Below are 22,041 nucleotides of genomic sequence, written 5' to 3'. Positions count from 1 at the left end.
GCGAATGTACCGGCGGGCCACGCGGGCAGTCAACGCGTCAGCGGTCGAGCAGGCCCGCGTAGTCGGCGGCGGTGGCCGGCGCCTGCGAGAGCGAGCCGTCCGCGCGCGGCACCCCCACGGGCTGCCCGGCGTGGGTGAACATGACCGACGTGACGGTGGGCGTCGCGGTGAGCGTGCAGACGAGCTGGGCGAAGGCGAGCACCTGGTCGGTGCGGCCGCTGCCGTCGAGCATCTCGGTCAGCTCCACGGTCGCGCGGCCGCCGCTCACCTGGACGCCGGCGACGTCGGTGGGGCGCAGCGCGCTGGTCAACCCGCCCTCCCGCTCCCGCGGCGTGGGGCCGGCGAGCAGGTCGCCGACAAGCTGCGTCACGGCGGGCTCGGCGGCGACGTGCCGGGTGATCGCGACCAGCTCGCCGCCCCGGACGAGGTAGAGCCGCTCGGGTACCGCCCCGGTGCCGGCGTCCGGCGGCGTCGGCGTGGCCCAGGCGTGCGCGACGCCGCTGGGCGGGTTGACCCGGCGGGCGCGCCCCTCGGTCTCGACGCCGCAGCCGGCGAGCGCGACGGCGAGCGCGAGCGCCGCGAGGCCCGGGCGCCTCACGCCGGTATCTCGATCCGGAACCGCGCCCCGCCGCCCGGCCGGTCGGTGACCTCGGCGCACCCGCCGTGCGCGGCGGCGTGCCGGGCGACCAGCGCGAGGCCCAGCCCTGTCCCGTCGCTGTCGCCGCGCGCGCCGGCGGCCGGTCCGCGCACGAACCGGTCGAAGATGGCGGTGCGGTCCTCCGGGCGCACGCCGGGGCCCTCGTCGTCGACCTCCAGCACGAGGCGCTCGGCGCCGGCCCGCACGCGCACGGCGGTCGCGCCGCCGCCGTGGCGGTCGGCGTTGTCGAGCAGGTTGCCGAGGATCTGCGCGAACCGGCGGCGGTCCACCGCCCAGGTCCTGGCCGGGCCCTCGACGGACACGACCTCCGGCGCCAGCCCGCGGCTGCGGCACACCTGGCGGCACAGGTCGGCGACGTCGACGGGTGTCCGCTGCGGCTGGTCGTCGCGGGCCAGCTCGAGCAGGTCGGTGACCAGGTGCTGGAAGCGCGCGACCTCGCCGGACAGCAGCGTGACCGCGGTCGCGGTGCGGTCGTCGAGCCGGGTCCGGTTGCGGTCCAGCACGCTCGTCGCGGCGGCCAGCGTCTGCAGCGGTGAGCGCAGCTCGTGGCTGACGTCCGCGGCGAACCGGCGGTCCCGTTCCAGGCGGGCGGAGAGCTGGTCCACCATCTGGTTGAAGGCCGCCGTCAACCGTTCCAGATCGGGCTCCGCGGCCGGGTCGAGGCGGGCGTCGAGGTCGCCCGCGGTGATCTCGCGCGCGGCGGCCGCGACGGTGTCCAGGGGCCGCAGCGCACGGCGGGCGAGGTACCAGCCGAGGCCGGCCCCCGCGGCGGTCGTGCCGGCCGCGACGAGCGTGAGCACGAGCGCGAGCACGCGCAGGGTGTGGTCCAGCTCGTGCAGCGAGTCGATGACGTAGAACCCGGTCGAGGAGGGCAGCGGCACGCCGACGACGACCGCGGGGCCGGTCTCGGTCTGCACCCGCTGCATGCCCAGCTGCCCCTGCTCGACGAGTCGCCGCACGCCGGCGGGGATCGAGTCGGTGACGCCGGCGTCGACGTCCCGGGCGTACCAGCGGCCGTCACGGTGCAGCAGCGCGCGCCGGGTCGTGCCGGTGTTGAGCGAGCGGAGCACGCCGACGATGTCCGGGTCGGGCGTGGCCAGCCCGTTCTGCGCGACGCCCGCGTCCAGGTACGCCGAGCGCAGCGCGTTGCGCTCGCGGCCAGCCATCAGCGCCTGGGTGGTGAACTGGTACGAAAGCACGGCCATCGAGGCGGAGAGGGCGAACGCGCCGGCCGCGAACGCCGCCGCCACCCGCGTGCGCAGCCCGGGCCGCCTCACTCCGCCACCGGATTCGCTCGCTCACGCGGCGCTGAAGGCGACGTCTTCCCTCGCCGGCCCGAAACCGCGAGTTCGTCGGCTGGCCGGCTCAGTCCAGACGCCGCCGCGCCAGTTCGCTCGCTCATCGGGTCAGCTTGTAGCCCATGCCGCGGACCGTCACCAGGTGCCGCGGCGCGGCCGGGTCGGCCTCGACCTTCTGCCGGATCCGGCCGACGTGGACGTCGACGAGGCGCTCGTCCCCGTACGCGTACTCCCAGACGCGCTCGAGCAGCTGGCTGCGGGACAGCACCCGCCCGGGGTGCTGGGCCAGCTCGCACAGCAGGCGGAACTCGGTGCGGGTCAGCGCCACCGGACGGCCGCCGACGGCCACCTCGCCGGCCTCCGGGCGGATCTCCAGGTCGCCGAAGACCAGCGCCGGCACAGCCGCGACCGCGCTGGCCCGGGCCCGCCGCCGCAGCGCGCGCAGGCGCGCCGACAGCTCCTTCACCGCGACCGGCTTGACGAGGTAGTCGTCGGCGCCGGCCTCCAGCGCGGCCACGATGTCGTGGGTGTCGTCGCGGGCGCTGACGACCACGATGGGTACGTCGTCGCGGCTGCGCAGCTGGCGGATGCACTCGAAGCCGTCGGCGCCGGGCAGCATCAGGTCGACGAGCACGGTGTCGGCGGGCTCCCGCCGCTGCGCGACAAGGCCCTCCTCGGCGGTGGCGGCGCCGCGCACCGCGTAGCCCTCGTCCTCCAACCCGAGCGTCAACGACAGCCGGATCCGGTCGTCGTCTTCGATCAGCAGCACCTGTTCCATCCACGCATCATGGACCACGCGCGCGGATCACGCTTGTGCCGGCGGCTGTCACACGACTGTCATACAACCGCGGAAGGATCGCCATATCCGGGGTCGAGGATCTGTTTCGAGGTGTTTCGCAGCCGCCCCGGGGAAATTGCCGGTGGCGGCCATTTGGCGTACCCTGGCTATTGCATTCCAACGCCTTCGTATCAGCCGTGCGGTCGAGCCGTCCGGATCAATCACGAAACACAATTCTTCCTTAAGAAATCGCTGTTTGACTTTATCGTTCGAGCCGCTTTAACGTGCCCTCGGAAACAGTTTCGATTGCTTTATCGCGGAGGTGATGGTTGCCGTGATCGCCCCACGCATCGCGGCCCTGTTCGTCGGCCTGGCGCTCGCACTCGCCGCGCCGGCGGCGGCGGCGAGCGCACAGCCCGCCGGGCCGGCGCAGCTGGGCGCTACGGACCTGGCCCTGCTCAACGGGGTGCGGCTGGCCGGCCTGTGGGAGATGCCGGCCGGGCAGATGGCCTCGGAGCGGGGCAGCTCGCAGCGGGTCCGCGAGGTCGGTGCGGAGATCGCCGCCCAGCACGCCGAGCTCGACCAGCTCGTGGTGGACGCGGCCAACAAGCTCGGTGTCCAGCTGCCCACCGAGCCGAACGAGCAGCAGCAGAAATGGCTCAACGAAATGCGCGGCGCGGCGTCCGACCGCGAGTTCGACCGAATCTTCGTCGAACGGCTGCGGGCCGCGCACGGCAAGATTTTCCCAGTGATCGGCGCGGTCCGCTCGGGCACCCGAAACGAGATCGTGCGCCAGCTCGCCCAGGACTCCAACCGTTTCGTGCTCACCCACATGACGCTGCTGGAGAGCACCGGACTGGTCCGTTACGCCGAGCTGCCGCCGGCCGCCCTCCCGGCCGACCAGCCCAAGGTCGACTCGCTGCAGGAGGCGGCACTGGCACGCACGGCGGCGGGCAGTGGGTTCAACCCGATGGTCATCTGGGTCGTCGTGCTCGTGGCCGGCGTGCTCGGCATCGGCGGCACGTGGCGCCTCTTCAAGCCCCGCTAGGGTCGACCTCTATCGCGTTGCAGACGTCCGGTCTCCTCCGGAACGATGTTCAGCACCTGCTCCACCCGTGCGATGCGCAGCACGCGGCGCAGCCGGGGCGTCGGCCCCCTCAGCATCAGCCGGGCGCCGGACCGCCACAGGTCGCGGTGCACGTCCAGCAGCAACCCGATGCCGGCCGCGTCGATGGTCGCGCACCCCGCCACGTCGAGCACGAGGCGGTCCGGGCGCAGCCGGAGCGCGGCGTCCAGGACCGGGCGGACGGCCGGCAGGCAGGCCACGTCGAGCCGCTGCGTCACGTAGACCTCCACCACCGGAACGTGGCACGCCGCCGCCTGCGTCATCCGGACAGTCTCGGCCCGCTATGTGGAGACGCCTCCGCGGCCTCATGACGATCCCGTGACAGGGATGCCGGGGTCGCGCTTCTAGGCCTAGAACGACAGCACGTGGCGCGCGTCGGCGGTGACGGCCGGGGAGGCGATCGCGGCCCAGCTGGCGAAAAGCCGGCGGAAGTGGTCGCCGTGCTCCTCGACGAAACCCGGGGCCTGCTCGGCGACGTCCAGCTCGTTGACGACGGTCAGGTCGACGAACGCGGTCAGCACCGGCGGCTCCAGACGCCGCGCGCCGCCGGCGAACCGGTCCCACACCTCGCCGGTCTCGGCCAGGCGCGGCCAGGTGCGGTCGCGGTCGCAGCCGCCGTACAGGTACACGAGGTGCTCGGCCGGCTCGCCGACCAGGGCGCGCAGGGTGGGGCGTTCGGCGGGGTCGAGCAGGGCGAGGTCGAAGCCGTCCGTGCCGTACGCCGCGTGGGCCAGGCCCGCCAGCCGGACGTCCTCGCCCAGCCCGAGCCGGCCGAGGCGGCCGTGGACGCGGGACAGGTGGGCGTAGAGGGTGCCGCCGGGATGCGCGACACCTTCCGCACCGCGCTCGCGCAGCCAGGCGCGCGTGTCGCTTTCGGCGCTCATGCGCGGAAGCCTACGTTCAGTACGGCGGCGGGGTGCCGAAGGGATACGCGGGCGGCTGGTCGCCGTTGTGTACGGCGCAGTGGGCGTCGCGGGCCGCGGGCGTGGACAGCGGCGGCACGTACGCGGCGAGGCCGGCGTAGAGCACGGCCTGCGCGGTCGCGTGCGCCTCGATCTCGGCGGCGACCAGCGCGCGGGCCACCGGGTTCGGCGCGGAGACCAGCCGCTCGGCGTACCGCCAGGCCTGCTCGCGCCAGCCGAGGATGAGCTGGAAGGCGCTGTCCGGCGGCAGCCCCGTGGCCAGCCCGGTCGGGTCGAGGCGGGCGGTGAGCTCGACCTGCAGCGGCGCCAGGACGGCCGCGAGGAAGTCGTTGACCTTGTCGTGGTCCGGCTTGCGGCTCGACCCGTCCGGCCGGGTGAGGCCGACGGCGGCGAGGGCGTGCGGCAGGTCGCGGTTGATGTGCGCGTTCATGCCGAGCAGCAGGTTGCCGGCGGCGGTGACCTTCCGCCCCCGGGCGGCGTCGAAGGCCACCAGCCAGGCGCCGGGCGTGCGCAGGCGGGCGCCGGCCGCCCAGCTGTCGTACGCGTCGAAGTAGAGCCGGGCGAAGACCGCGTCCTCGTGGTTGACCCACGCGGGGTCGGTGAAGAACCCGGGCTGGTCGCGCGCCCACTCGTAGGTCTGCGTGGTGCGCAGGTAGGTGAGCGCGAAGACCGCGTTGTGCGCGCAGGACCGGCCGAGCGGCGCGAAGCGGGCCCGCATCGTGGCGATCGTGGCCGCGACGCAGGACGGGCTGCCGTCGGCGCAGTCGCCGGGCGCCGCGGCCCGTGCCGGGCTCGGTGCGGCGACGATGGCGACGGACACCACCACGACGGCCAGCGCGGCGCGCAGCGTGCGACGGCGGGGCATCGACAGGTTCACGAACGTAGATGATGCGACGCCCGCCCGCGGTCCGCCGTGCCCCCGGCGGGCGAAGCGGCGCCACGGACGCAAAGCGACAACCCGCCAGATGGCGGGAAGCCTCCGCCGCCTGGCGCTCGATCGCCGCGGCCCGAGTGGATCATGATGGGCCTATGACACGTACCGCCGCCGGCGTACCGGTCGGCCCGCCGCCGCCGTTCGACCCCGAACTGGCCGCCGCGCTCGCCGCGCTGCCGGAGATGCCGGTCTCGCTGACGCCGGACATGGTCCCGGCGCTGCGCGAGCGCATGCTGCTCCAGTCGGCGACGCACGAGGACCTGCGCCGCGGCGGCGCGTTCGAGGTGGTGGAGCGCGGCGTCCCGGGCCCTCCCGGCGACCCGGACATCACACTGCTCATCTGCCGCCCGACGGGTGTCGCGGGGCCCGTGGCCGCGCTGTACCACATCCACGGCGGCGGCATGGTCGTCGGCGACAACCGCGCCGGCCTGCCCGACATGCTGGAGACGGCACACGAGCTGGGGCTGGCGGTCGTCTCGGTCGAGTACCGGCTGGCGCCCGAGCACCCGCATCCCGCGCCGGTGGACGACTGCTACGCCGGCCTGGTGTGGACGGCGGCGCACGCGGCCGAGCTGGGCATCGACCCGGACCGCGTCGTCGTCGTGGGCGGCAGCGCGGGCGGTGGCCTCGCCGCGGCGGTCGCGCTGATGGCCCGCGACCGGGGCGGCCCGGCGCTGCTCGGCCAGCTGCTGATGTGCCCGATGCTCGACGACCGCAACGACACGCCCTCGGCGGTCCAGATGGCCGGCTCCGGCCTGTGGGACCGCACGTCGAACGCCACCGGCTGGAGTGCCCTGCTCGGCGAGCGGCGCGGCGGGCCGGACGTGTCGCCGTACGCGGCGCCGGCACGCGCCACCGACCTGTCCGGGCTGCCGCCGGCGTACATCGACGTGGGGTCGGCGGAGACGTTCCGGGACGAGGACGTCGACTACGCCACCCGCATCTGGCTGGCCGGCGGGCAGGCGGAGCTGCACGTGTGGCCGGGCGGCTTCCACGGGTTCGAGGGGCTGGCCCCGCAGGCGGCGATCTCGCAGGACGCGCGGGCGCCCCGGCAGCGCTGGCTGCACCGGCTGCTGGGAGCCTGAGCTGGCAGGATGGGCCCATGAGGGAGCTGGCCGGGCGGCTCGCGGCCGTGGATCCGGACGCGGGGCGGCGCTGCGCGTGATCGGGTACTTCGACCGGCTCGCCGAGGCGCACGCCGGCCTGGAGGCGATCGTCCGCGGCGCGGCCGTGCTCGCCGGCTGCCCGGCGGGGCTGGCCGACCCCGGACGGCGGGTGCGGGTCCGGGTCACCGGGGACGGGCACCGGGACGACCGCGGCGGGACTCCGCACCCGGACTGGGTCACCACACCGCTCGTACCGGATGGGTCGTCGGTTTTGTGGCTCGAACGCGGCGGTGACCGCGGGGCGCTCGACGCGATGATCCTGGAACGGGCCGCCGTGGCGGCCCGCGCGGCCCTGGACCGCACCCGGGGCGGGCGCCGGCACCCGCGGACCCGGCCCTCGTCGAGCTCGTCCTCGACGCCGCGGCGCCGGAGCCCGCGCGCCTGGGCGCCGCCCGCCGGCTGGGCCTGTCCCCCACCGCGACGGCCCGCGCGGTCGCGCTGGCCGACGGCACCGCGCTGGTGACGGCCGCCGCCCCGGACGGCGGGGCGGGCCGGCGGGCCGGCGTGGGCCCCGCGGTGCCCGTGGCCGACCTGCCCCGCTCCTGGGCCGCGGCGCGCGTCGCACTGCGGCTCACCGCGGAGGGCACGGAGCGCGATCCCGGCCAACCGGTCGTGTACGCGGACGAGCTCGGCGGCCTGGCGGTGCTGGCCGAGGCGGTGGGGCCGGGCACGCCCCCCTCGCCGGACGTGGCGGCGCTGGAGCGGGCGGCCGCGGCGGCGCCGTGGACGCTGGCGACGCTGCACGCGGTCGCGGTCACCCCGAGCCTGCGCACGGCGGCGGCCATGCTGACGCTGCACCACTCGACGCTGCAGGACCGCCTCGCGCACGCCGAGCGCCAGCTGGGCTGGGCCGTGCGCGACGCGCACGGCAAGCTTCGCCTCCAGCTCGCGCTGGCGCTGCGCAGGCTGCACCGGCCGGCGTGATCTGCGTCGCTACGGGACTGACCACCGGCGGCGCGGGGTAACCGGCGGCGTGCGCATCGGTGACGCGGAGATCAGGCCGCTGGGCGGCGGGCTCGGCTGCCTGCTGATGATCCTGGCGTCACTGGCGCTGTCGGTGCTGGCGACGGTCTTCTTCAACCTCGTGCTGCGCTGAGCCGCCGCTCAACAAGCTGAGCCGCCGCTCAACAAGCTGAGCCGCCGCTCAACAAGCTGACTCACGACTCAGCGAGCGTCGGGAGAACGAATCAGCGGGCGTCGAGGAACGTGAGCACGGCGAGCACGCGGCGGTGGTCCTCGCCCGCCTCGGGCAGCTCGAGCTTGGCCAGGATGTGCCGCACGTGCTTTTCCACCGTGCCCTCGGTCAGCCACAGCCGCTTGGCGATGCCCGCGTTGGAGCGCCCCTCGGCCATCAGCGACAGCACCTCCCGCTCCCGCGAGCTCAACGCCGCGAGCGGGTCGTTGCGGCGGCGCGCGGAGACGAGCTCCTGGATCAGCGCCGGGTCGACCACCGAGCCGCCGCGACCGACCCGGGCGAGCGTGTCGATGAACTCGGCGACGTCGCTGACCCGGCTCTTCAGCAGGTAGCCGACCGCGCGCCCGCTGGCCAGCAGCTCCATGGCGTGGTCGAACTCGGCGTGCGCGGACAGCACGAGGATCGCCGTGTCCGGGTGCTCCTGCCGGATGGCGCGGGCCGCGTCGAGCCCCTCGGTGGTGTGGGTCGGCGGCATCCGGATGTCGATGACGGCCAGGTCGGGCCGGGTCCGCCGGACCTCCGCGAGGAGCGCGGACCCGTCGCCGGCCTGTGCCACCACGTCGAGGCCGGAGCGCTCCATCAGGCTCGCCAGGCCCTCGCGGAGCAGGACGTCGTCATCGGCGACGACGACCCGCAACGGGGTCGTCTCGCCGGTCTCGGTCATGGTTCAGCATTATCGGGTACCGGCGGGCGCCCGCCGCCCCTGCCTCCGCCACCGCAGCCAGAGCAGCAGCACGCCCACCGCCGCGTCGGCGGCGAGCAGGCCCCAGTTGAGCACCGTGTACACGTGCACCTGGGCCTGCGTCACGCCGGGCGCCTGGCCGAGCTCGACCATCCGCAGCTGGCTCGCGGTGCCGGTCAGCAGCAGCGTCAGCCACACCGCGACGATGCCGGCCGCGTCCCACATCGCGTGCAGCGCGGAGACCACGAGGAACCAGCCGAGCACCGAGCCGCGCGGGCGGGGCCGGCCGCTGCGGGTACGGGCCGCGGTGGCGAACAGCGCGCCGCCCAGGATCGCGGTCCACAGGCCGTGCCCGACCGGGGCGAGGGCGCCGCGCAGGGCCTCGGTCTCCACGACGTTCAGCAGGGACAGGCCGCCGGGCGTGAAGAGAGACGTGAACGCGTAGCCGGCGCTCTCCAGCGCGGCGAACCCGAAGCCGACCGCGGCGCCGAGCACCATGCCGTCCCGGACGGTGTACCGGGGCAGGCGGCGGGCCAGCAGCCACAGCGCGCCGAGCTTCACCGCCTCCTCGATGAGGCCGACGCCCACGAAGCCGAGGCCGGACGGCTGCCGCAGCAGGGCGGACTCCAGCACCGAGGCGCCCAGCACGCCCAGCACGCCGCCGACCACGAACGCGGTGAAGATGCGCTGGGCGGTCAGCACGCCGTCGGCGCGGGCGAACGCGAAGGCCACGAACGTGACCGGCACCAGGAAGCTGCCGAGCAGGATCACGGTCGGTACGAGGTTGACGTTGCCCGTGGCGAACGTGATCACCACGGTCGCCGCCCACAGCGCGGCGCCGGACAGGAAGAGCTTGAGCCAGCTCGGGACGCGGCGGCGGGGGCGGATCGCCGCGGGGGTGTGGACGGCCGGGTACGGTGCCGGCGGGGCGTAGGAGGTCATCGCGCTCATGGATAGAAGGCTGGCAGCGAGGGCGCCCTCCGCGCTTCGCCGCCAGCCTCCGTCATGGGTACCGGCTAGCAGGTATCCGGTGCTTCACGCCCGCCGGAGGGTGGCCACCTCGGCCGGCGTCAGGTCGATGGCGGCGGCCGCCACGTTTTCCTCCAGGTGGGCCACCGAGCCGGTGCCGGGGATCGGCAGGATCGACGGCGAGCGGGCCAGCAGCCAGGCCAGTGCGACCTGGCGGGCGGTCGCGCCGTGGCGGGCGGCGATCTCGCGGATCGCCGGGTTGCCCTCCGGGTCGTGGATCGGTGCCCAGGGCAGAAATGCTATCGACTCCTGCTCACAAAGGTCCACAATGGACTCCGAGCGCCGGTCGTCCACATTGTACCTGTTCTGGACGGACACCACGGGCGTGAGCCGCTGGGCGACCCGCACCTGCTGCTCGTCCGCGTTGGAGATGCCGATGTGCCGGATCTTGCCCTGCCGCTTGAGCGTGACCAGCGCGCCGATCGACTCCTCGTACGGCACGCGCGGGTCGGGGCGGTGGAACTGGTACAGCGGGATCTGCTCCAGCCCGAGGCGGCGCAGGCTCCCCTCGCAGGCGGCGACGAGGTGCTCCGGCCGGCCGTCCTCCGGCCACGGACCGGGCCCGCGCCGGGTCAGGCCGCCCTTGGTGGCGATGACCAGGTCGTCCGGGTACGGGTACAGCGCCTCGCGGATGATCTCCTCGCTGACGTGCGGGCCGTACGAGTCGGCGGTGTCGATGAAGTTGACGCCGAGCTCGACCGCCCGCCGCAGCGTGGCCTTCGCGGCCTCGCGGTCGGCCGGCTCGCCGAGGATGTCGGGACCGGTGATCCGCATGGCGCCGTAGCCGAGGCGGTTGACCGTGAGGTCACCGCCGAGGTCGATCGTGCCGGCCATCGAGGCGTGCATCGTGTTCCGCGCTGGCATGGGTGTTGACCCCCTTTAGCGGGTGAAGGACGGGCGCGGGTTGGCGAGGTGCCGCAGGACGTCGACCGGCCGCTCGGCCAGGGTCGGCTCACTCACCGCTCCGATCGTAGTCACGGATCGTGACGCCCACCGGCGAACCGATTACCTGCTACCGGGAATGCGGCGACCGCGGGCCGGCTGCCATGCTCGGTGCATGGTGAGCCGCTGCCTGATCGTCGACGACAACGCGCGGTTCCTGGCCGTCGCGAGGACGAGCCTGGAGCGCGACGGCCTCGAGGTCGTGGGCACCGCGTCGACCGTGGCGGACGCCCTGGCGCAGGCCGACCGCCTCCACCCGGACGTGGTGCTGGTGGACATCGCCCTCGGCGCGGAGAGCGGCTTCGACCTCACCCGCCGGCTCGTGGAGCGTCACCCCGACCTGCGCGCGCGGGTCGTCCTCATCTCCACCCGCCGGGAGGAGGACTACGCCGACCTGATCGCGCTCAGCCCGGCCGCCGGCTTCGTGTGGAAGGCGCAGCTGTCCGGGGGCGCGGTGCGCGAGCTGGTACCGGAGAGGTCTTGACGGGCGCCGCCCGCTGGCTGCGCGGGCTGCCGGCCGGCGCGGTGGCGGTCGCGGCGGTGACCGGGGCGGTCGCCCTGCTGGAGCCGCACCTTCCGGCGCTCGGCCTGCTCCCGCTGTACCTGCTGGCGGTCCTGCCCGTCGCGGTCCGCTGGGGTGCCGGCCCGGCGGCGGTGGTGTCGGTGGCGAGCACGGCGCTGTTCGGGCACCTGTTCCTGCCCTCCAGCCGGCGCTGGTGGTTTACCGAGGTCGACAACGCCGCGGCGACCGGCGTCTTCCTCGTCACCGCCGTCGTCGTGGGCAACCTGGCGGCCCGGCTGCGGCGGGCGGCGGAGCACTCGGCACGCCTGTCCGCCGAGCAGGCGGCGCTGCGGCGGGTGGCGACCGAGGTGGCGCGCGAGGCGCCGCCGGCGGAGGTGTTCGCGACGGTGGTGCAGGAGCTGCGGCGGCTGCTGGGCGCCGACCGCGCGGCGGTCACCCGCCTCGAACCGGACGGCACCAGCACGGTGGTCGCCGCGAGCGGCGGCGCGCCGGGGCCGGGGGCCGACGAGCTGGTGGTGCCGGTCGTCGTCGGCGGCCAGGCGTGGGGCGCGCTCACCGCCCGCCGCGACGGCGAGCGGTTTCCGGCCGGGGCGCCGCGGCGGATCGCCGAGTTCACCGAGATCGTCGCGATCGCGGTGGCGAACGCGGAGAGCCGCGCCCAGCTGGCCGCCTCGCGGGCCCGGGTCATCGCCGCGACCGACGCCACGCGCCGCCGGCTGGAGCGCGACCTGCACGACGGCGCGCAGCAGCGTCTCGTCTCGCTCGCGCTGGAGCTGCGGCAGGTGGAGAGCGCGGTGCCGGCCGGACTCCCCCAGGTGCGCGCCGACCTCGACCGGATGGCCGGCGACCTGACCGAGGCACTGGACGAGCTGCGCGAGCTGTCCCGCGGCATCCACCCGGTGATCCTGTCCGAGGGCGGGCTGGGCCCGGCGCTACGCACGCTCGCCCGCCGCGCCGGGGTGCCGGTCGAGCTGGACGTCCGCTCCGCGCGGCGGTTTCCCGAGCCGGTGGAGGTGGCCGCGTACTACGTGGTCTCGGAGGCGGTCACGAACACCGCCAAGCACGCCGCGGCCACGCACGTGGCGGTCACGCTCGAGGCCGGCGCGGGCGCGCTGACGCTGCGGGTGCGCGACGACGGGGCGGGCGGCGCCGACCCGGGCCGCGGCTCCGGCATCACCGGCCTGCGCGACCGGGTGGAGGCGCTGGGCGGCTCGATCCGGGTCACCAGCCCGCCGGGTGAGGGCACCACCGTGGACGTGTCGCTGCCCCTGTGAGGACTGCCGGCCTGGTCAGCCGGCCTCGCCGCGGGCGACACGGCGCCGCCCGGCGGGCTCGGCGAGCGCGCGCTGGTCGGGCACGTAGAGGCCGGTGCGGTCGGCCCGGACGGCGGCGGCGGTACGGGTCGGCGCGTCCAGCTTGTCCAGGATGTGCTCCACGTGGGCGGCGACGGTGCGCTCGGCGACGACGAGCGTGCGGGAGATCTGCCAGTTCGAGCGGCCGTCGACCACGAGCCCGAGCACCTCCAGCTCGCGCGGCGTCAGCCTGCGCAGGTCGCCCGGCGGCGAGAGCAGCACAAGGCCGCACACCCAGGTCGGCGCGTCGGCGGGGCTGGCCAGCACCGTGACCCGCAGGTACCCGTCCGGCGCGTGGGGACCGCCCAGCGGCCACAGGAAGGTGCGGTGCACGTACCCCGCGGCGACCTCGCTGCGCGCGACGTCCAGGACCGGCGAGGTGGCCGTGAGCAGGTCGTGGTCCGCCAGGCCGGGCAGCACCTCGACCTCACCGTCCACATTGAGCAGCACGCCGGCGCTCGCCCCGTCGACCAGGCCGGCCAGCGCGGTCACCGAGCCGAGCACGCCGCCGCACCGGGTCTGTCCGGCCGCGACCGGCAGCGGACCCGCCTTCACATCCTCCGGCATGGTTTCCCCCGGAGGCTCACGCTAGTGCCCGCCGACGGCTCCGTCCAGTTTGGACCCCAACCTTCCAGTTTGGAGGATCAGGCGACGGCCCACCACCTGCTACGGAGCTCCTCCGGCCTTCCGGCGCCGCCACAGCAGGCCCCCGGTGCCGGCGACGAGCAGCACGGCCGCGGCGCCCACGACCCACCACACGGCGCCGGACGAGGAGTCCTCGTCCGCGACCGGGCTGGCCGCGGCCGTGGTGGCGGCCGGCGGCGGCGCGGCGGTCGTCGGCGCGACGCTGGGGCTGGGGCTCGGCTCGGCGCTGGGCGTGGGTGGCGCCGCCCGGTTGGTGAAGGTGAAGGTGCCCTTCATCTCGTGCCCGTCCGACGCGGCGGTGGTCCACGCGACCGTGATGACACCGACCGCGAGCGGGTCGACCTTCTGCGTGATCGTCCGGTCGAGCACCTCGGGGTCCCCGACGCTGTACGACGTCTTGTCCGGCCCGGTCACCGCGACCGTGGTGCCCGGCTTCCTGACCAGGCCGGTGAACGTCAGCGTGACCTCGGTGACCGGCTTCGTCGTGGTGCTCTTCGCCGCCGGTGACGTGCTCTTCAGCTCGGTGTGCGCGGCGGCCGGCGCGGCCGGCACGACGACCGCCAGGGCGGCGGCGAGCAGGGCGGTGAGGACGGCCGGCAGTCGGTAACGGTTCACGGCGCCCACGGTAGCGCCTCGTCCGTCCGGAGGGTCCAACCAACCTGCCGGTCGCCGGTACCATGCGGTCGCGTGAGCGAACCCGCGCCTCAGGTCGTCCGTCCCAACCGGGTCCTCGGCTGGAGCGCCGTGGTCGTCGCCGTCGGCGCGACCGGCGCCGCGGGCGCGCTCGCCGACCGGCTGTGGGCGCGGCTGCTGTGGGTGGCCGTGATGCTGCTGATCGTCGAGGAGCTGTGGCGCTACGACCTGCGCCCCCGCCTGCTGTGGAACGACGGCGGCCTGGTGCTCGTGGACGGCAAGGGCGTGCACCGCCACCCCTGGACGGAGGTCACGTCCGTCGGCGTGCGCGACAACCGCGTCTCCGTCCGGACCGCGGCCGGCGTGCTGGAGGCCCGCTTCGACCGGCCGTGGTGGCTGGCACGGGTGCATCCGTCCACACGCGACCTGCCGGTCAGGATCGAGTCCCGGCTGCGCGCCGCGCGGGAGGCCGGGCTGGCCGGCAGCGTGCCGGAGCCGCCGCCGGAGCCGCGGGTGCGCCGGCCGGCCGCGCTCTACCTGCTGGCGGCCGCCGGCATCCTGCTGGTCGCGCTCGCCGGTGCCTGAGCGGCGGTCAGTCCAGCTCCAGCGCGGAGTCGAGCAGCGTCCGGGTGTACGCGTCCCGCGGCGACTCGTAGACCTGCTCGGCGGGGCCTTCCTCGACGATCCGGCCGCGGTGCATCACCGCCACCCGGTCGGCGAGCTGCCGCACCACGCCGAGGTCGTGCGAGATGAAGAGCATCGCGAGGCCGAGGTCGGCGCGCAGCCGGGCCAGCAGCGCGAGGATCTGCGCCTGCACCGACACGTCCAATGCGGACACCGCCTCGTCGCAGACCAGCAGCCGCGGGCGCAGCGCGAGGGCGCGGGCGATCGCGACCCGCTGGCACTGGCCGCCGGAGAGCTGTGCCGGGCGGCGCGTGGCGAGGGCGGGGTCGACGCCGACCTGTTCGAGCAGCTGGGCCACCTGCGCGCCGGCGTCGCGCGACCCGACCAGGCCGGGGTGGGCGCGCCACCCCTCGGCGACGATCGCGCCGACGCTCATCCGGGGGTTGAGGGACGAGCGCGGGTCCTGGAACACCATCTGCACGTCCCGCCGCATCCGCCGCGGCCAGCCCCTGGTGACGTCCGTACCGGCGAACGTGACGCGGCCGCGCCCCGCGCGTTCCAGCCCGACCACGGAACGGGCCAATGTGGACTTGCCCGACCCGGACTCGCCGACCAGGCCGACCGTCTCGCCCTCGGCCACGGCGATGTCGACGCCGGCGACCGCCTGGATCACGCCGCGGCCCGGCGCCTTGAACGTGGTCCACAGCCCTTCGACCGACAGCAGGCTCACGCGCCGTTCACCTCCTCGGCCCGGTGGCAGGCGGAGAGCCGGTCCGGACCGACCTCCCGCAGCGCGGGCTGCTCGACCCGGCAGCGCGGGGCGGCGAGCGGGCACCGGGGGTGGAAGCGGCACCCGGACGGCAGCGCGGCCAGGCTCGGCGGGTTGCCGGGGATCGGCGCCACCAGGGCTGAGCGCGTGTGCACGGCGGGCACCGACCGGACCAGCGCCGCCGTGTACGGGTGGCGCGGCGCCCGCAGCAGCTCCCGGGTGGCGCCCTGCTCGACGACCCGGCCCGCGTACATGACCGCCACCCGCTGGGCGGCGTGTGCCATGACCCGCAGGTCGTGGCTGATCAGCAGCACGGACACCCCGTCCTCGGCCTGCACCTTCGCGAGCAGGCCGAGGATGCGCCCCTGCACGGAGACGTCCAGGGCGGTCGTCGGCTCGTCGGCGAGGATGAGCCTCGGCCGGCCGGCGAGGGCCATCGCGATCACCGCGCGCTGGCGCAGGCCGCCGGAGAGCTGGTGCGGGTAGGCACGGGCGCGCTGTGCCGGGTCGGGCACGCCGACCCGGTCGAGCAGCTCGACCGCGAGCCGCCCTGCCGCACCGCGCGAGAGCCCTTCCCGCCGGCGGGCCACCTCGCTGACCTGCCGCCCCACCGGCTGCACCGGGTTGAGCGCGGCGAGCGGGTCCTGGAAGACCATCGCCACGTCGGAGCCGCGGACCGCCCGGCGGCGGGACTCGGGGAGCCCGACGAGCTCGGTACCGCCGAACGCGATGCTGCCGGAGGTGACCGAGACGCCGGCGGGCAGCAGGCCGAGCACGGCGTTCGCGGTCATCGTCTTGCCGCTGCCCGACTCGCCGACCACGCCGAGCGTCTGCCCGGCCGGCACGTCGAAGCCCACGCCGTCGAGGATGCGCAGCGGCCCGGCCTCGACGACGAGGTCGCGCACCCGCAGCAGCGTGTCCATCAGTAGCCGCCGATCCTGGGCCAGGCCGGCTCCACGCCGTCGCGCACCAGCGTGTCGCGGAAGTCCGCGAACCGGCGCGGGTCGGCGCGCACCTGCCGCGGCGCCAGTCCGCTGTCTAGGCAGTGCGCGGCGAGCGCGCCGGCCACCTCGCCGATGTTCCACTCGGTCGGGTGCATGCGGTAGCAGCCGTTCGTGATGTGGGTGGTGCCGATGTTCTTGCCGGCCGGCAGCAGGTTGTCCAGCCGCACCGGCAGCAGCGCGCCCAGCGGCAGGTGGTAGGGCGTCGCGCCCACGTCGATGTAGGTGTCCGAGCCGGTCGAGGGGTGCAGGTCGATGCGGTACGCGCCGACGCCGACGCTGTCCGGGTACACCACCGAGCCGTGCTCGCCGCGCACGTCGAGCGACAGGTCCTGCTCGACCACCGTGTACTCGGCGCGGATGCGGCGGGACTCCCGGATGTACGGCGCCTTGGCGAAGCCGTCGGCGGTGCCGAGCACGTCGCCGCGCGGGCGCAGGCCGGGCCAGCCGGTGCCGCCGTCGGGGCGGGGCGCCTCGGTCTGCAGCCAGTAGAGCATGCTGAGGCTGAGCTGCCGGGACGAGGCGAGGTGCTTGGCCTTCTCCTCCTCCCCCACGCCGATCAGCGGCCCGAGGAAGTAGTCGATCATCGGCCAGTTGACGAGCGTGACGTCGCTGTCCACCATCCCCGGCGCGAACATCCGCCGGGAGACGATCCGCCGGAAGACCCACAGCTCGCTGTCGCCGGCGCTGAGGCTCTGGTCCGCGACGACCTCGCCGTCCGGCGCCGGGTTGGGCACGAACGAGCGGGGGTACCGCTCCAGCGTCCGCGGGTCCGGCGCGGTCAGCGACACCAGCTCGCCGCCCCAGAAGTCGGGCTTGAAGCCGTGCCAGAAGTCGTACTCGGCGGGCTTGTCGATCGTGTGGTCCTCGCCGGCCCGGTGTTCGAGCGCGAAGCACCACGAGAACGCCTGCATGTTGTCCGGCTGCGCCGCCTGCGGCGCGTGCGGCTCGCCGGTCTGCTCCCGCGACTCGAAGCCGGTGACGTGCTCGGCGCCGGTCAGCGGCAGCAGGTCGCCCAGCTCGGTGGCGTCCAGCACGTACCTGCCGGTCAGCTCGACCCGGTTGCCCTCCGGGTCCTCGACGACCACGCCGCGCACCCGGTCGCCGTCCACCTGGGCCGCGACCGGCCGGTGGCGCAGCAGCACCCGCAGGCGGCCGGCGGCGGTCCACGGGGCGAGCATCGCGTCGATGACCGCGGCGGCCACCCGCGGCTCGTGACACAGTGGACTGACCGTGCCCTCGCCGGGGTTGAGGTAGCGGGCCGCGCGGGCGGCGTCGCTGAGCGGGTACCAGCGCCGGTAGTAGGCCCGGATGCCGTCGCGCAGCGCCCGGTAGCTGGCGGTGCAGCCGAAGCGCTCGATCCACGGGTGCTCGTCCGGCGGCACCGCCTGGGTGGTCAGCTGGCCGCCCAGCCAGTCGGTCTCCTCGGTGAGCAGCACGGTGCGGCCGCGCCGCAGCGCCGCGAGGGCCGCCGCCACACCGCCGAGGCCGCCGCCGACGACCAGGACGTCCGCGCTGCTCACGCGCCCTCCCGGAAGTAGTCCACGGCGCCGCTCTCGATCAGCGGGACCAGGCTCAGCAGCGCGCCCCACGAGTGGAACGGCTCGCTGTTGGCCTTGTCGCAGCCCTCGCCGGTGTTCGCCGAATAGTTCTCGTGCACGTGACGCGCCTCGTTCCATTCCTTCATCGCCAGCTCGGCGCTGCGCTCGGCCAGCCAGCGCCGCTCCTCCGCCAGCCCGGCCCGCCGCAGTCCGATGTAGACCAGGAAGTTCATCGGCGGCCAGACCCGGCCGTGCCAGTAGTAGCTGCGGGAGGCCGACTCGGCGTCGGTGCGGGGCGTGGACGGCACCGCCCAGCGCCCGCCGAAGTAGCGCTCGTCGCGCAGGTACCGCTCGACCATCCGCCGGTCCCGGCCGCCGGCGCCGACGCCGGCCAGCAGCGGGTAGAGGCTCATCGGCGAGATGTCGGCGGTGAAGTCGCCGGTGTCGGTGCGGCGGCTGCGGTACGACTCCGTCTCCCGCGACCACAGCAGCCGCTCCATCGCGTCCGCCACCGCCGCACCGCGCTCGCGCAGCTCGTCCCGCTCGGCGTCGTGGCCCAACTCGGCCGCGATGTCGGCGAGGGCGGCGCAGTCCATCGCGTACTCGCTGTTGAGGCTCACGTCGTGGGCCAGCATCAGTCCGGTCGACTTCTCGTACGGGATGTCCGCGAAGATCGGATGGTCGTCGCAGCCGCTCTCGCAGGTCGCCCCGAAGTGCTGGTCGATGCGCGGGATGTCCTGCGGTGACGGCCACTGCGGCTCGAAGGCGGTGGAGCCGAGGCAGAGCAGCTCGCCGTCCCGGCGGGTGCGCCACCACCACCGGTTCCAGCGCAGCAGGCCCGGGAAGACCTCCTCCAGAAACCAGCGGTCGCCGAAGCGCCGGTACAGCTCCCGGGCGGCGAGCGCGCCGACCGGCGGCTGCGAGCCGTCGTACGTGCGCCGGCCGGTGCCCTGCGCCACGTTCGGCACGAAGCCGGCCGGGGTGAGCTCGCGGGTCATCTCGACCGCGTTCGCGTACGCGAGGTCGGCGCTGAAGAGCCCGGCGAGCAGCGCGTTGAAGTAGTTGTCCCAGCAGAACAGCGCGTAGCCGCCGCGCTTGCCGACGTTCCACAGTCGACTGACGGTGGTCACGACGCGCTGGCCGGCCGGCTCGTACACCGTGTTCCAGGCGATCGCGTCGCGGACCAGCTCCTCGTGCGGGCTCGCCGCGGCCGCCGGCCGCGCCGCCGCCACGATCTCGCGGATCCGCGCCAGGTCGCGCCGCTCCCCCGTCGACACCCCGACCGGCCCGTCGAGCCGCAGCGCCAGGTACGGGCCGGTGATGTCGACGTAGGGGTCGTCGTAGTGCGGCGCCGTCCCGAAGACCGCGACCTTCCGGCCGGGCAGCTCGGCGACGAGGCTCTCGCCGGCCCGGCGCACGGCGCCGGGACGGTTCCAGAGCAGGCCCGCCGACACGGTGAGGGTCGCCGGCTGCGCCTGGTTGGCCAGCGGCGTCACCAGCACGACGAGGTCGTCGCCGGCGTGCGCGGTCTCGACCGACAGCTCCACGCCCCGCCACCGCACGGTCACCTGGGTGTACGCGCCGTCGATCGCGTGCGGGCCGAGCGTCACCTCCTCGGCGCCCTCCTCGCGCCGCCCGATCTGGATCTGGTTGAGGGCGTTGCCCCGGTAGTACTCCTTGACGCCGAGCGCGACGGCCAGCCCGTCGGGCAGCAGCACCTGGGTCAGCAGGCTGCGGGTGTCCCAGGTGTTCCAGCCCCGCGCCAGGCGCTGCTGCGCCTGGCGGTAGGCCTCGGACGTCAAGGGAAGTGCGATGCTCACGGTTGCGCCACCGTCGCGTTGGTGAAGTCGGGATAGCCGCTGGCGTCGAGGGTGAAGCCGTCGAGCCGCTTGTTCCAGACGTACGCGATCTGCACGGACATCGGGTACATGCCGACCGCGTCATCCCAGATGATCTTGCTCGCGGCGGCGTACGCCTCCTGGCGCTTGGCCGCGTCGCTCGTCGTGCCCGCCTCGGCCAGCAGCCTGTCCAGCTCCGGGTTGCAGTAGCCGTTGCGCTTGGCGGCGCAGGTGTAGAGGCGGCCGAGGTTGGTGGCCGCGTCGAAGCCGGCCGTGCCGAGCTGCTGGAAGTTGACGTCCCAGTTGAGCGCGATCAGGTCCTTGATGAAGACCGCCTGCTCCTTCTCCAGCAGCTCCACCTTGACCCCGATCTTCGACAGGTCCGAGACGACCGCCTGGTTGAAGGGGCGGAACTCGGAGTTGGCGAACTGCAGCCGCAGCGGCTTGCCGAAGTCGAAGCCGGCCGCGGTCAGCTCCGCCTTGGCGGCCGCCGGGTCGTACGCCTTCGGCTGCTGCTCGCTGTACCCGAACACGGTCGGCGCGAGCGGCGAGACGGCGAGCTTGCCGGTCTGCGGGTAGAGGTTCTCGACGATGGTCTTGAAGTCGACCGCCTTCCACAGCGCGTTGCGCACGGCGGCGGACTTCAGCGACGGCACCGACGAGTTGAACCACATCGTGAAGACCTGGTGGCTGGAGACCGACTCGGTCTTGAGGTTGCCGTCCGACTTCAGGCTCTCCAGCTGGTCGTCCGGCACGCCCCAGACCAGGTCCACCTCGCCGGTGCGCAGCGCGGTCAGCCGGGCGGAGATCTCCGGGATTGTGCGGATCGTCACCTGGTCGACCTTGGGCTTGCCGGCGTAGTACGTGTCGTTGGCGGTCAGCACGAGGTCCTCCCCCGGCGTGAACGACTTGACCGTGAACGGCCCGGAGCCGACCGGCTTCTTGAAGAAGTCGGCGCCGACGTTCTTCGGCAGCACGAAGAGCGTGGCCGCCTTGCTGGCGAGGGCGGCGTCGGGCTTGGCCGCGGTGACGACCACCTTGTCCGGCGCGGGCGCCTCGACCTTCGCGTCGGTGAAGTTGGTCTTGATGGGGCTGTCGCCGGCCATCAGCCGCTGGAAGGAGGCGACCACGTCGTCGGCCGTCAGCGGCGTACCGTCGGAGAACGTCACTCCACTTCGGAGCGTGAAGGTCCACGTGGTGGCCGTCGGGTCGGCCGACCACTCGGTCGCCAGGTCACCGATGATCTTGCCCTGCGCGTCGGGGCGGGTGAGCCGGCTGTAGATCGCCTGACCGGCGAACTCCTTGCCGGCCGAGCCGCCCTCGGCCGAGTGCGGGTCGATCGACTCCATCGGGTACGTGCCACTGACCACAATGGAGCTCGGGTCGGCGGAGTCGCCGCCGCTGGTGCTCGAGCAGGCGGCCAGGGTGGCGGCGACCGCGACGGCCGCGATGAACGGTCTGAAGAGGACTCTCATGGGGGAAACTCCTGTCAGAGCGGGGAGCGTCGGTTGCGGCCCAGCCGCGCCGAGAGCTGGTCGCCGAGCAAGCCGACGCTGACGACCAGCACGAAGAGCGCGATACCGGGGAATGCGGAGATCCACCAGGCGGTGGCGAGATATTCCTTGCCGTTCGCGACCGTCTGCCCCCACGAGGGCGTGCCCGAGGGCAGGCCGATGCCGAGGAAGCTGAGGCCGGCCTCGGCGAGCACGACGAGCGCGAACTCCAGCGTCGCCATGGCCACCATCGGCGGCACGACGAACGGCAGGACGTGCCGGACGAGCAGGGACGGGCGGCGCACACCCATGAGGCGCGCGGCGCTGACCCACTCCCGTTCCTTGATGCTGAGGGTGACGTTGCGCGCCACCCGCGCGAACGGGGTCCAGGCGGTGATGGACAGCGAGAGGATGACGGTGGGCAGCCCCCGCGCGAAGAGGCCGGCCACGACGATGGCCAGCAGCACGCCGGGGAACGTCAGGAGCACGTCGATGACGCGGGACAGCACCACGTCGACCCAGCCGCCGACCAGGCCGGCGAGGGCGCCGACGGTCATGCCGACCAGGGCGGAGACGGTCACCGCGACGGTGGCGATGGTGAGCGAGGTGCGGGCGCCGTACACGATCTGCGAGGCCACGTCCCGCCCGAGCCCGTCGGTGCCGAGCCAGGCGGTGCCGCCGTCCGAGGTCGCCGAGCCGGGAGACAGCAGCCGGTCGCCGACCTCGGTCGTGACGTGGTCGTACCCGAGCAGCAGCGGCCCGACCGCCGCGACCAGCACGTACCCGATCACGACGCCCAGCGGGATCCACAGCGCGGCACCATGCCGGCGCACGGCGCGCAGCCGCGTCATCACCCCGATCTGCTCGCTCATGCCCGTCCTCGCTTCGCTG

At 74.5% G+C, this 22,041-nt stretch carries 25 protein-coding genes; 8 read left to right on the top strand and 17 right to left on the bottom strand.

Annotated elements, in window-relative coordinates; genetic code table 11:
* Positions 1–37 precede the first annotated feature (37 nt).
* From Phou_RS33520 to Phou_RS33510, 3 genes are all read right to left on the bottom strand, one after another.
* Positions 38–598 (bottom strand): GerMN domain-containing protein, encoded by a 561-nt coding sequence (locus Phou_RS33520; RefSeq protein WP_173063677.1) that lies wholly within the window; start codon positions 596–598, stop codon positions 38–40.
* Entirely contained in the window at positions 595–1,935 is a 1,341-nt protein-coding gene (locus Phou_RS33515; RefSeq protein WP_173063674.1) for a HAMP domain-containing sensor histidine kinase, read from the bottom strand. The genes Phou_RS33520 and Phou_RS33515 overlap by 4 nt, the downstream gene beginning before the upstream one ends.
* A 121-nt stretch (positions 1,936–2,056) precedes the next feature.
* The gene (locus Phou_RS33510) at positions 2,057–2,734 is read right to left on the bottom strand and encodes a response regulator transcription factor (protein WP_173063671.1); all 678 of its coding nucleotides are present in this window, start codon (positions 2,732–2,734) and stop codon (positions 2,057–2,059) included.
* Positions 2,735–3,068: 334 nt separating this feature from the next.
* On the opposite strand from Phou_RS33510, the gene Phou_RS33505 reads away from it, so the two are divergent.
* Positions 3,069–3,782, top strand: coding sequence for a DUF4142 domain-containing protein (locus Phou_RS33505; RefSeq protein WP_246274029.1), 714 nt, complete (start codon positions 3,069–3,071; stop codon positions 3,780–3,782).
* Here the strand turns inward: Phou_RS33505 and Phou_RS33500 are convergent.
* From Phou_RS33500 to Phou_RS33490, 3 genes are all read right to left on the bottom strand, one after another.
* Positions 3,779–4,123, bottom strand: coding sequence for an STAS domain-containing protein (locus Phou_RS33500; protein ID WP_173063665.1), 345 nt, complete (start codon positions 4,121–4,123; stop codon positions 3,779–3,781). The genes Phou_RS33505 and Phou_RS33500 overlap by 4 nt on opposite strands.
* A gap of 87 nt (positions 4,124–4,210) precedes the next feature.
* Complete coding sequence (locus Phou_RS33495; protein ID WP_173063662.1) at positions 4,211–4,744, bottom strand: DUF6817 domain-containing protein; 534 nt, start codon at positions 4,742–4,744, stop codon at positions 4,211–4,213.
* A gap of 16 nt (positions 4,745–4,760) precedes the next feature.
* Entirely contained in the window at positions 4,761–5,660 is a 900-nt protein-coding gene (locus Phou_RS33490; RefSeq protein WP_173063659.1) for a DUF5995 family protein, read from the bottom strand.
* A 152-nt stretch (positions 5,661–5,812) separates the two neighbouring features.
* Between Phou_RS33490 and Phou_RS33485 the strand changes: the two genes are divergently transcribed.
* The 4 genes from Phou_RS33485 to Phou_RS54675 all read left to right on the top strand — a co-directional run bounded on the left by Phou_RS33485 (position 5,813) and on the right by Phou_RS54675 (position 7,979).
* The gene (locus Phou_RS33485; RefSeq protein WP_173063656.1) at positions 5,813–6,802 is read left to right on the top strand and encodes an alpha/beta hydrolase; all 990 of its coding nucleotides are present in this window, start codon (positions 5,813–5,815) and stop codon (positions 6,800–6,802) included.
* 76 nt (positions 6,803–6,878) lie between these two features.
* Positions 6,879–7,346, top strand: coding sequence for a hypothetical protein (locus Phou_RS51470; protein WP_218579321.1), 468 nt, complete (start codon positions 6,879–6,881; stop codon positions 7,344–7,346).
* On the top strand, positions 7,343–7,807 hold the full coding sequence (locus tag Phou_RS51465) for a helix-turn-helix domain-containing protein (RefSeq protein ID WP_218579320.1): 465 nt from the start codon (positions 7,343–7,345) through the stop codon (positions 7,805–7,807). Before Phou_RS51470 ends, Phou_RS51465 begins: the two co-directional genes overlap by 4 nt.
* A gap of 49 nt (positions 7,808–7,856) precedes the next feature.
* Positions 7,857–7,979, top strand: a complete 123-nt coding sequence (locus tag Phou_RS54675; RefSeq protein WP_281365107.1) for a hypothetical protein — start codon at positions 7,857–7,859, stop codon at positions 7,977–7,979.
* A gap of 91 nt (positions 7,980–8,070) precedes the next feature.
* Here Phou_RS54675 and Phou_RS33475 read toward each other — a convergent pair whose 3' ends face one another.
* From Phou_RS33475 to Phou_RS33465, 3 genes are all read right to left on the bottom strand, one after another.
* Positions 8,071–8,715: a response regulator gene (locus tag Phou_RS33475; RefSeq protein WP_218579401.1), complete on the bottom strand. Its 645-nt coding sequence runs from the start codon at positions 8,713–8,715 to the stop codon at positions 8,071–8,073.
* Positions 8,716–8,751: 36 nt separating this feature from the next.
* The gene (locus Phou_RS33470; protein ID WP_246274028.1) at positions 8,752–9,711 is read right to left on the bottom strand and encodes a PrsW family intramembrane metalloprotease; all 960 of its coding nucleotides are present in this window, start codon (positions 9,709–9,711) and stop codon (positions 8,752–8,754) included.
* Positions 9,712–9,795: 84 nt separating this feature from the next.
* Positions 9,796–10,653: an aldo/keto reductase gene (locus Phou_RS33465; RefSeq protein WP_173063650.1), complete on the bottom strand. Its 858-nt coding sequence runs from the start codon at positions 10,651–10,653 to the stop codon at positions 9,796–9,798.
* A 193-nt stretch (positions 10,654–10,846) separates the two neighbouring features.
* Here Phou_RS33465 and Phou_RS33460 point away from each other — a divergent pair, with 193 nt between their 5' ends.
* On the top strand, positions 10,847–11,215 hold the full coding sequence (locus Phou_RS33460; protein ID WP_173063647.1) for a response regulator transcription factor: 369 nt from the start codon (positions 10,847–10,849) through the stop codon (positions 11,213–11,215).
* Positions 11,212–12,528, top strand: a complete 1,317-nt coding sequence (locus Phou_RS33455) for a DUF4118 domain-containing protein (RefSeq protein ID WP_218579319.1) — start codon at positions 11,212–11,214, stop codon at positions 12,526–12,528. The genes Phou_RS33460 and Phou_RS33455 overlap by 4 nt, the downstream gene beginning before the upstream one ends.
* Positions 12,529–12,543: 15 nt before the next feature.
* Here Phou_RS33455 and Phou_RS33450 read toward each other — a convergent pair whose 3' ends face one another.
* Together Phou_RS33450 and Phou_RS33445 are read right to left on the bottom strand one after the other, a co-directional pair.
* Positions 12,544–13,173, bottom strand: a complete 630-nt coding sequence (locus Phou_RS33450; protein ID WP_173063641.1) for a response regulator transcription factor — start codon at positions 13,171–13,173, stop codon at positions 12,544–12,546.
* A 99-nt stretch (positions 13,174–13,272) separates the two neighbouring features.
* Positions 13,273–13,866 (bottom strand): copper resistance CopC family protein, encoded by a 594-nt coding sequence (locus Phou_RS33445; RefSeq protein WP_173063638.1) that lies wholly within the window; start codon positions 13,864–13,866, stop codon positions 13,273–13,275.
* A 72-nt stretch (positions 13,867–13,938) separates the two neighbouring features.
* Here Phou_RS33445 and Phou_RS33440 point away from each other — a divergent pair, with 72 nt between their 5' ends.
* Positions 13,939–14,469, top strand: coding sequence for a hypothetical protein (locus Phou_RS33440; RefSeq protein WP_173063635.1), 531 nt, complete (start codon positions 13,939–13,941; stop codon positions 14,467–14,469).
* Positions 14,470–14,476: 7 nt separating this feature from the next.
* On the opposite strand, the gene Phou_RS33435 is transcribed toward Phou_RS33440, so the two are convergent.
* From Phou_RS33435 to Phou_RS33415, 6 genes are read right to left on the bottom strand one after another with little or no spacing between them, the layout of a single operon-like run.
* Positions 14,477–15,238: an ABC transporter ATP-binding protein gene (locus Phou_RS33435; RefSeq protein WP_218579318.1), complete on the bottom strand. Its 762-nt coding sequence runs from the start codon at positions 15,236–15,238 to the stop codon at positions 14,477–14,479.
* Entirely contained in the window at positions 15,235–16,200 is a 966-nt protein-coding gene (locus Phou_RS33430; protein ID WP_173063632.1) for an ABC transporter ATP-binding protein, read from the bottom strand. Before Phou_RS33430 ends, Phou_RS33435 begins: the two co-directional genes overlap by 4 nt.
* Positions 16,200–17,801 carry an FAD-dependent oxidoreductase gene (locus Phou_RS33425; protein ID WP_246274027.1) on the bottom strand — a complete coding sequence of 534 codons (1,602 nt, stop codon included), beginning with the start codon at positions 17,799–17,801 and terminating at the stop codon, positions 16,200–16,202. Before Phou_RS33425 ends, Phou_RS33430 begins: the two co-directional genes overlap by 1 nt.
* Positions 17,798–19,639 carry an MGH1-like glycoside hydrolase domain-containing protein gene (locus Phou_RS53415; RefSeq protein ID WP_246274026.1) on the bottom strand — a complete coding sequence of 614 codons (1,842 nt, stop codon included), beginning with the start codon at positions 19,637–19,639 and terminating at the stop codon, positions 17,798–17,800. The genes Phou_RS33425 and Phou_RS53415 overlap by 4 nt, the downstream gene beginning before the upstream one ends.
* The gene (locus Phou_RS33420) at positions 19,636–21,132 is read right to left on the bottom strand and encodes an ABC transporter substrate-binding protein (protein WP_173063626.1); all 1,497 of its coding nucleotides are present in this window, start codon (positions 21,130–21,132) and stop codon (positions 19,636–19,638) included. Before Phou_RS33420 ends, Phou_RS53415 begins: the two co-directional genes overlap by 4 nt.
* A 14-nt stretch (positions 21,133–21,146) precedes the next feature.
* Positions 21,147–22,022: an ABC transporter permease gene (locus tag Phou_RS33415; protein WP_173063623.1), complete on the bottom strand. Its 876-nt coding sequence runs from the start codon at positions 22,020–22,022 to the stop codon at positions 21,147–21,149.
* Between the last annotated feature and the right edge of the window lie 19 nt (positions 22,023–22,041).

The organism is Phytohabitans houttuyneae, from assembly GCF_011764425.1.
GTDB classification, from domain to species: domain Bacteria; phylum Actinomycetota; class Actinomycetes; order Mycobacteriales; family Micromonosporaceae; genus Phytohabitans; species Phytohabitans houttuyneae.
This window is presented reverse-complemented; position numbering and strand designations above follow the sequence as displayed.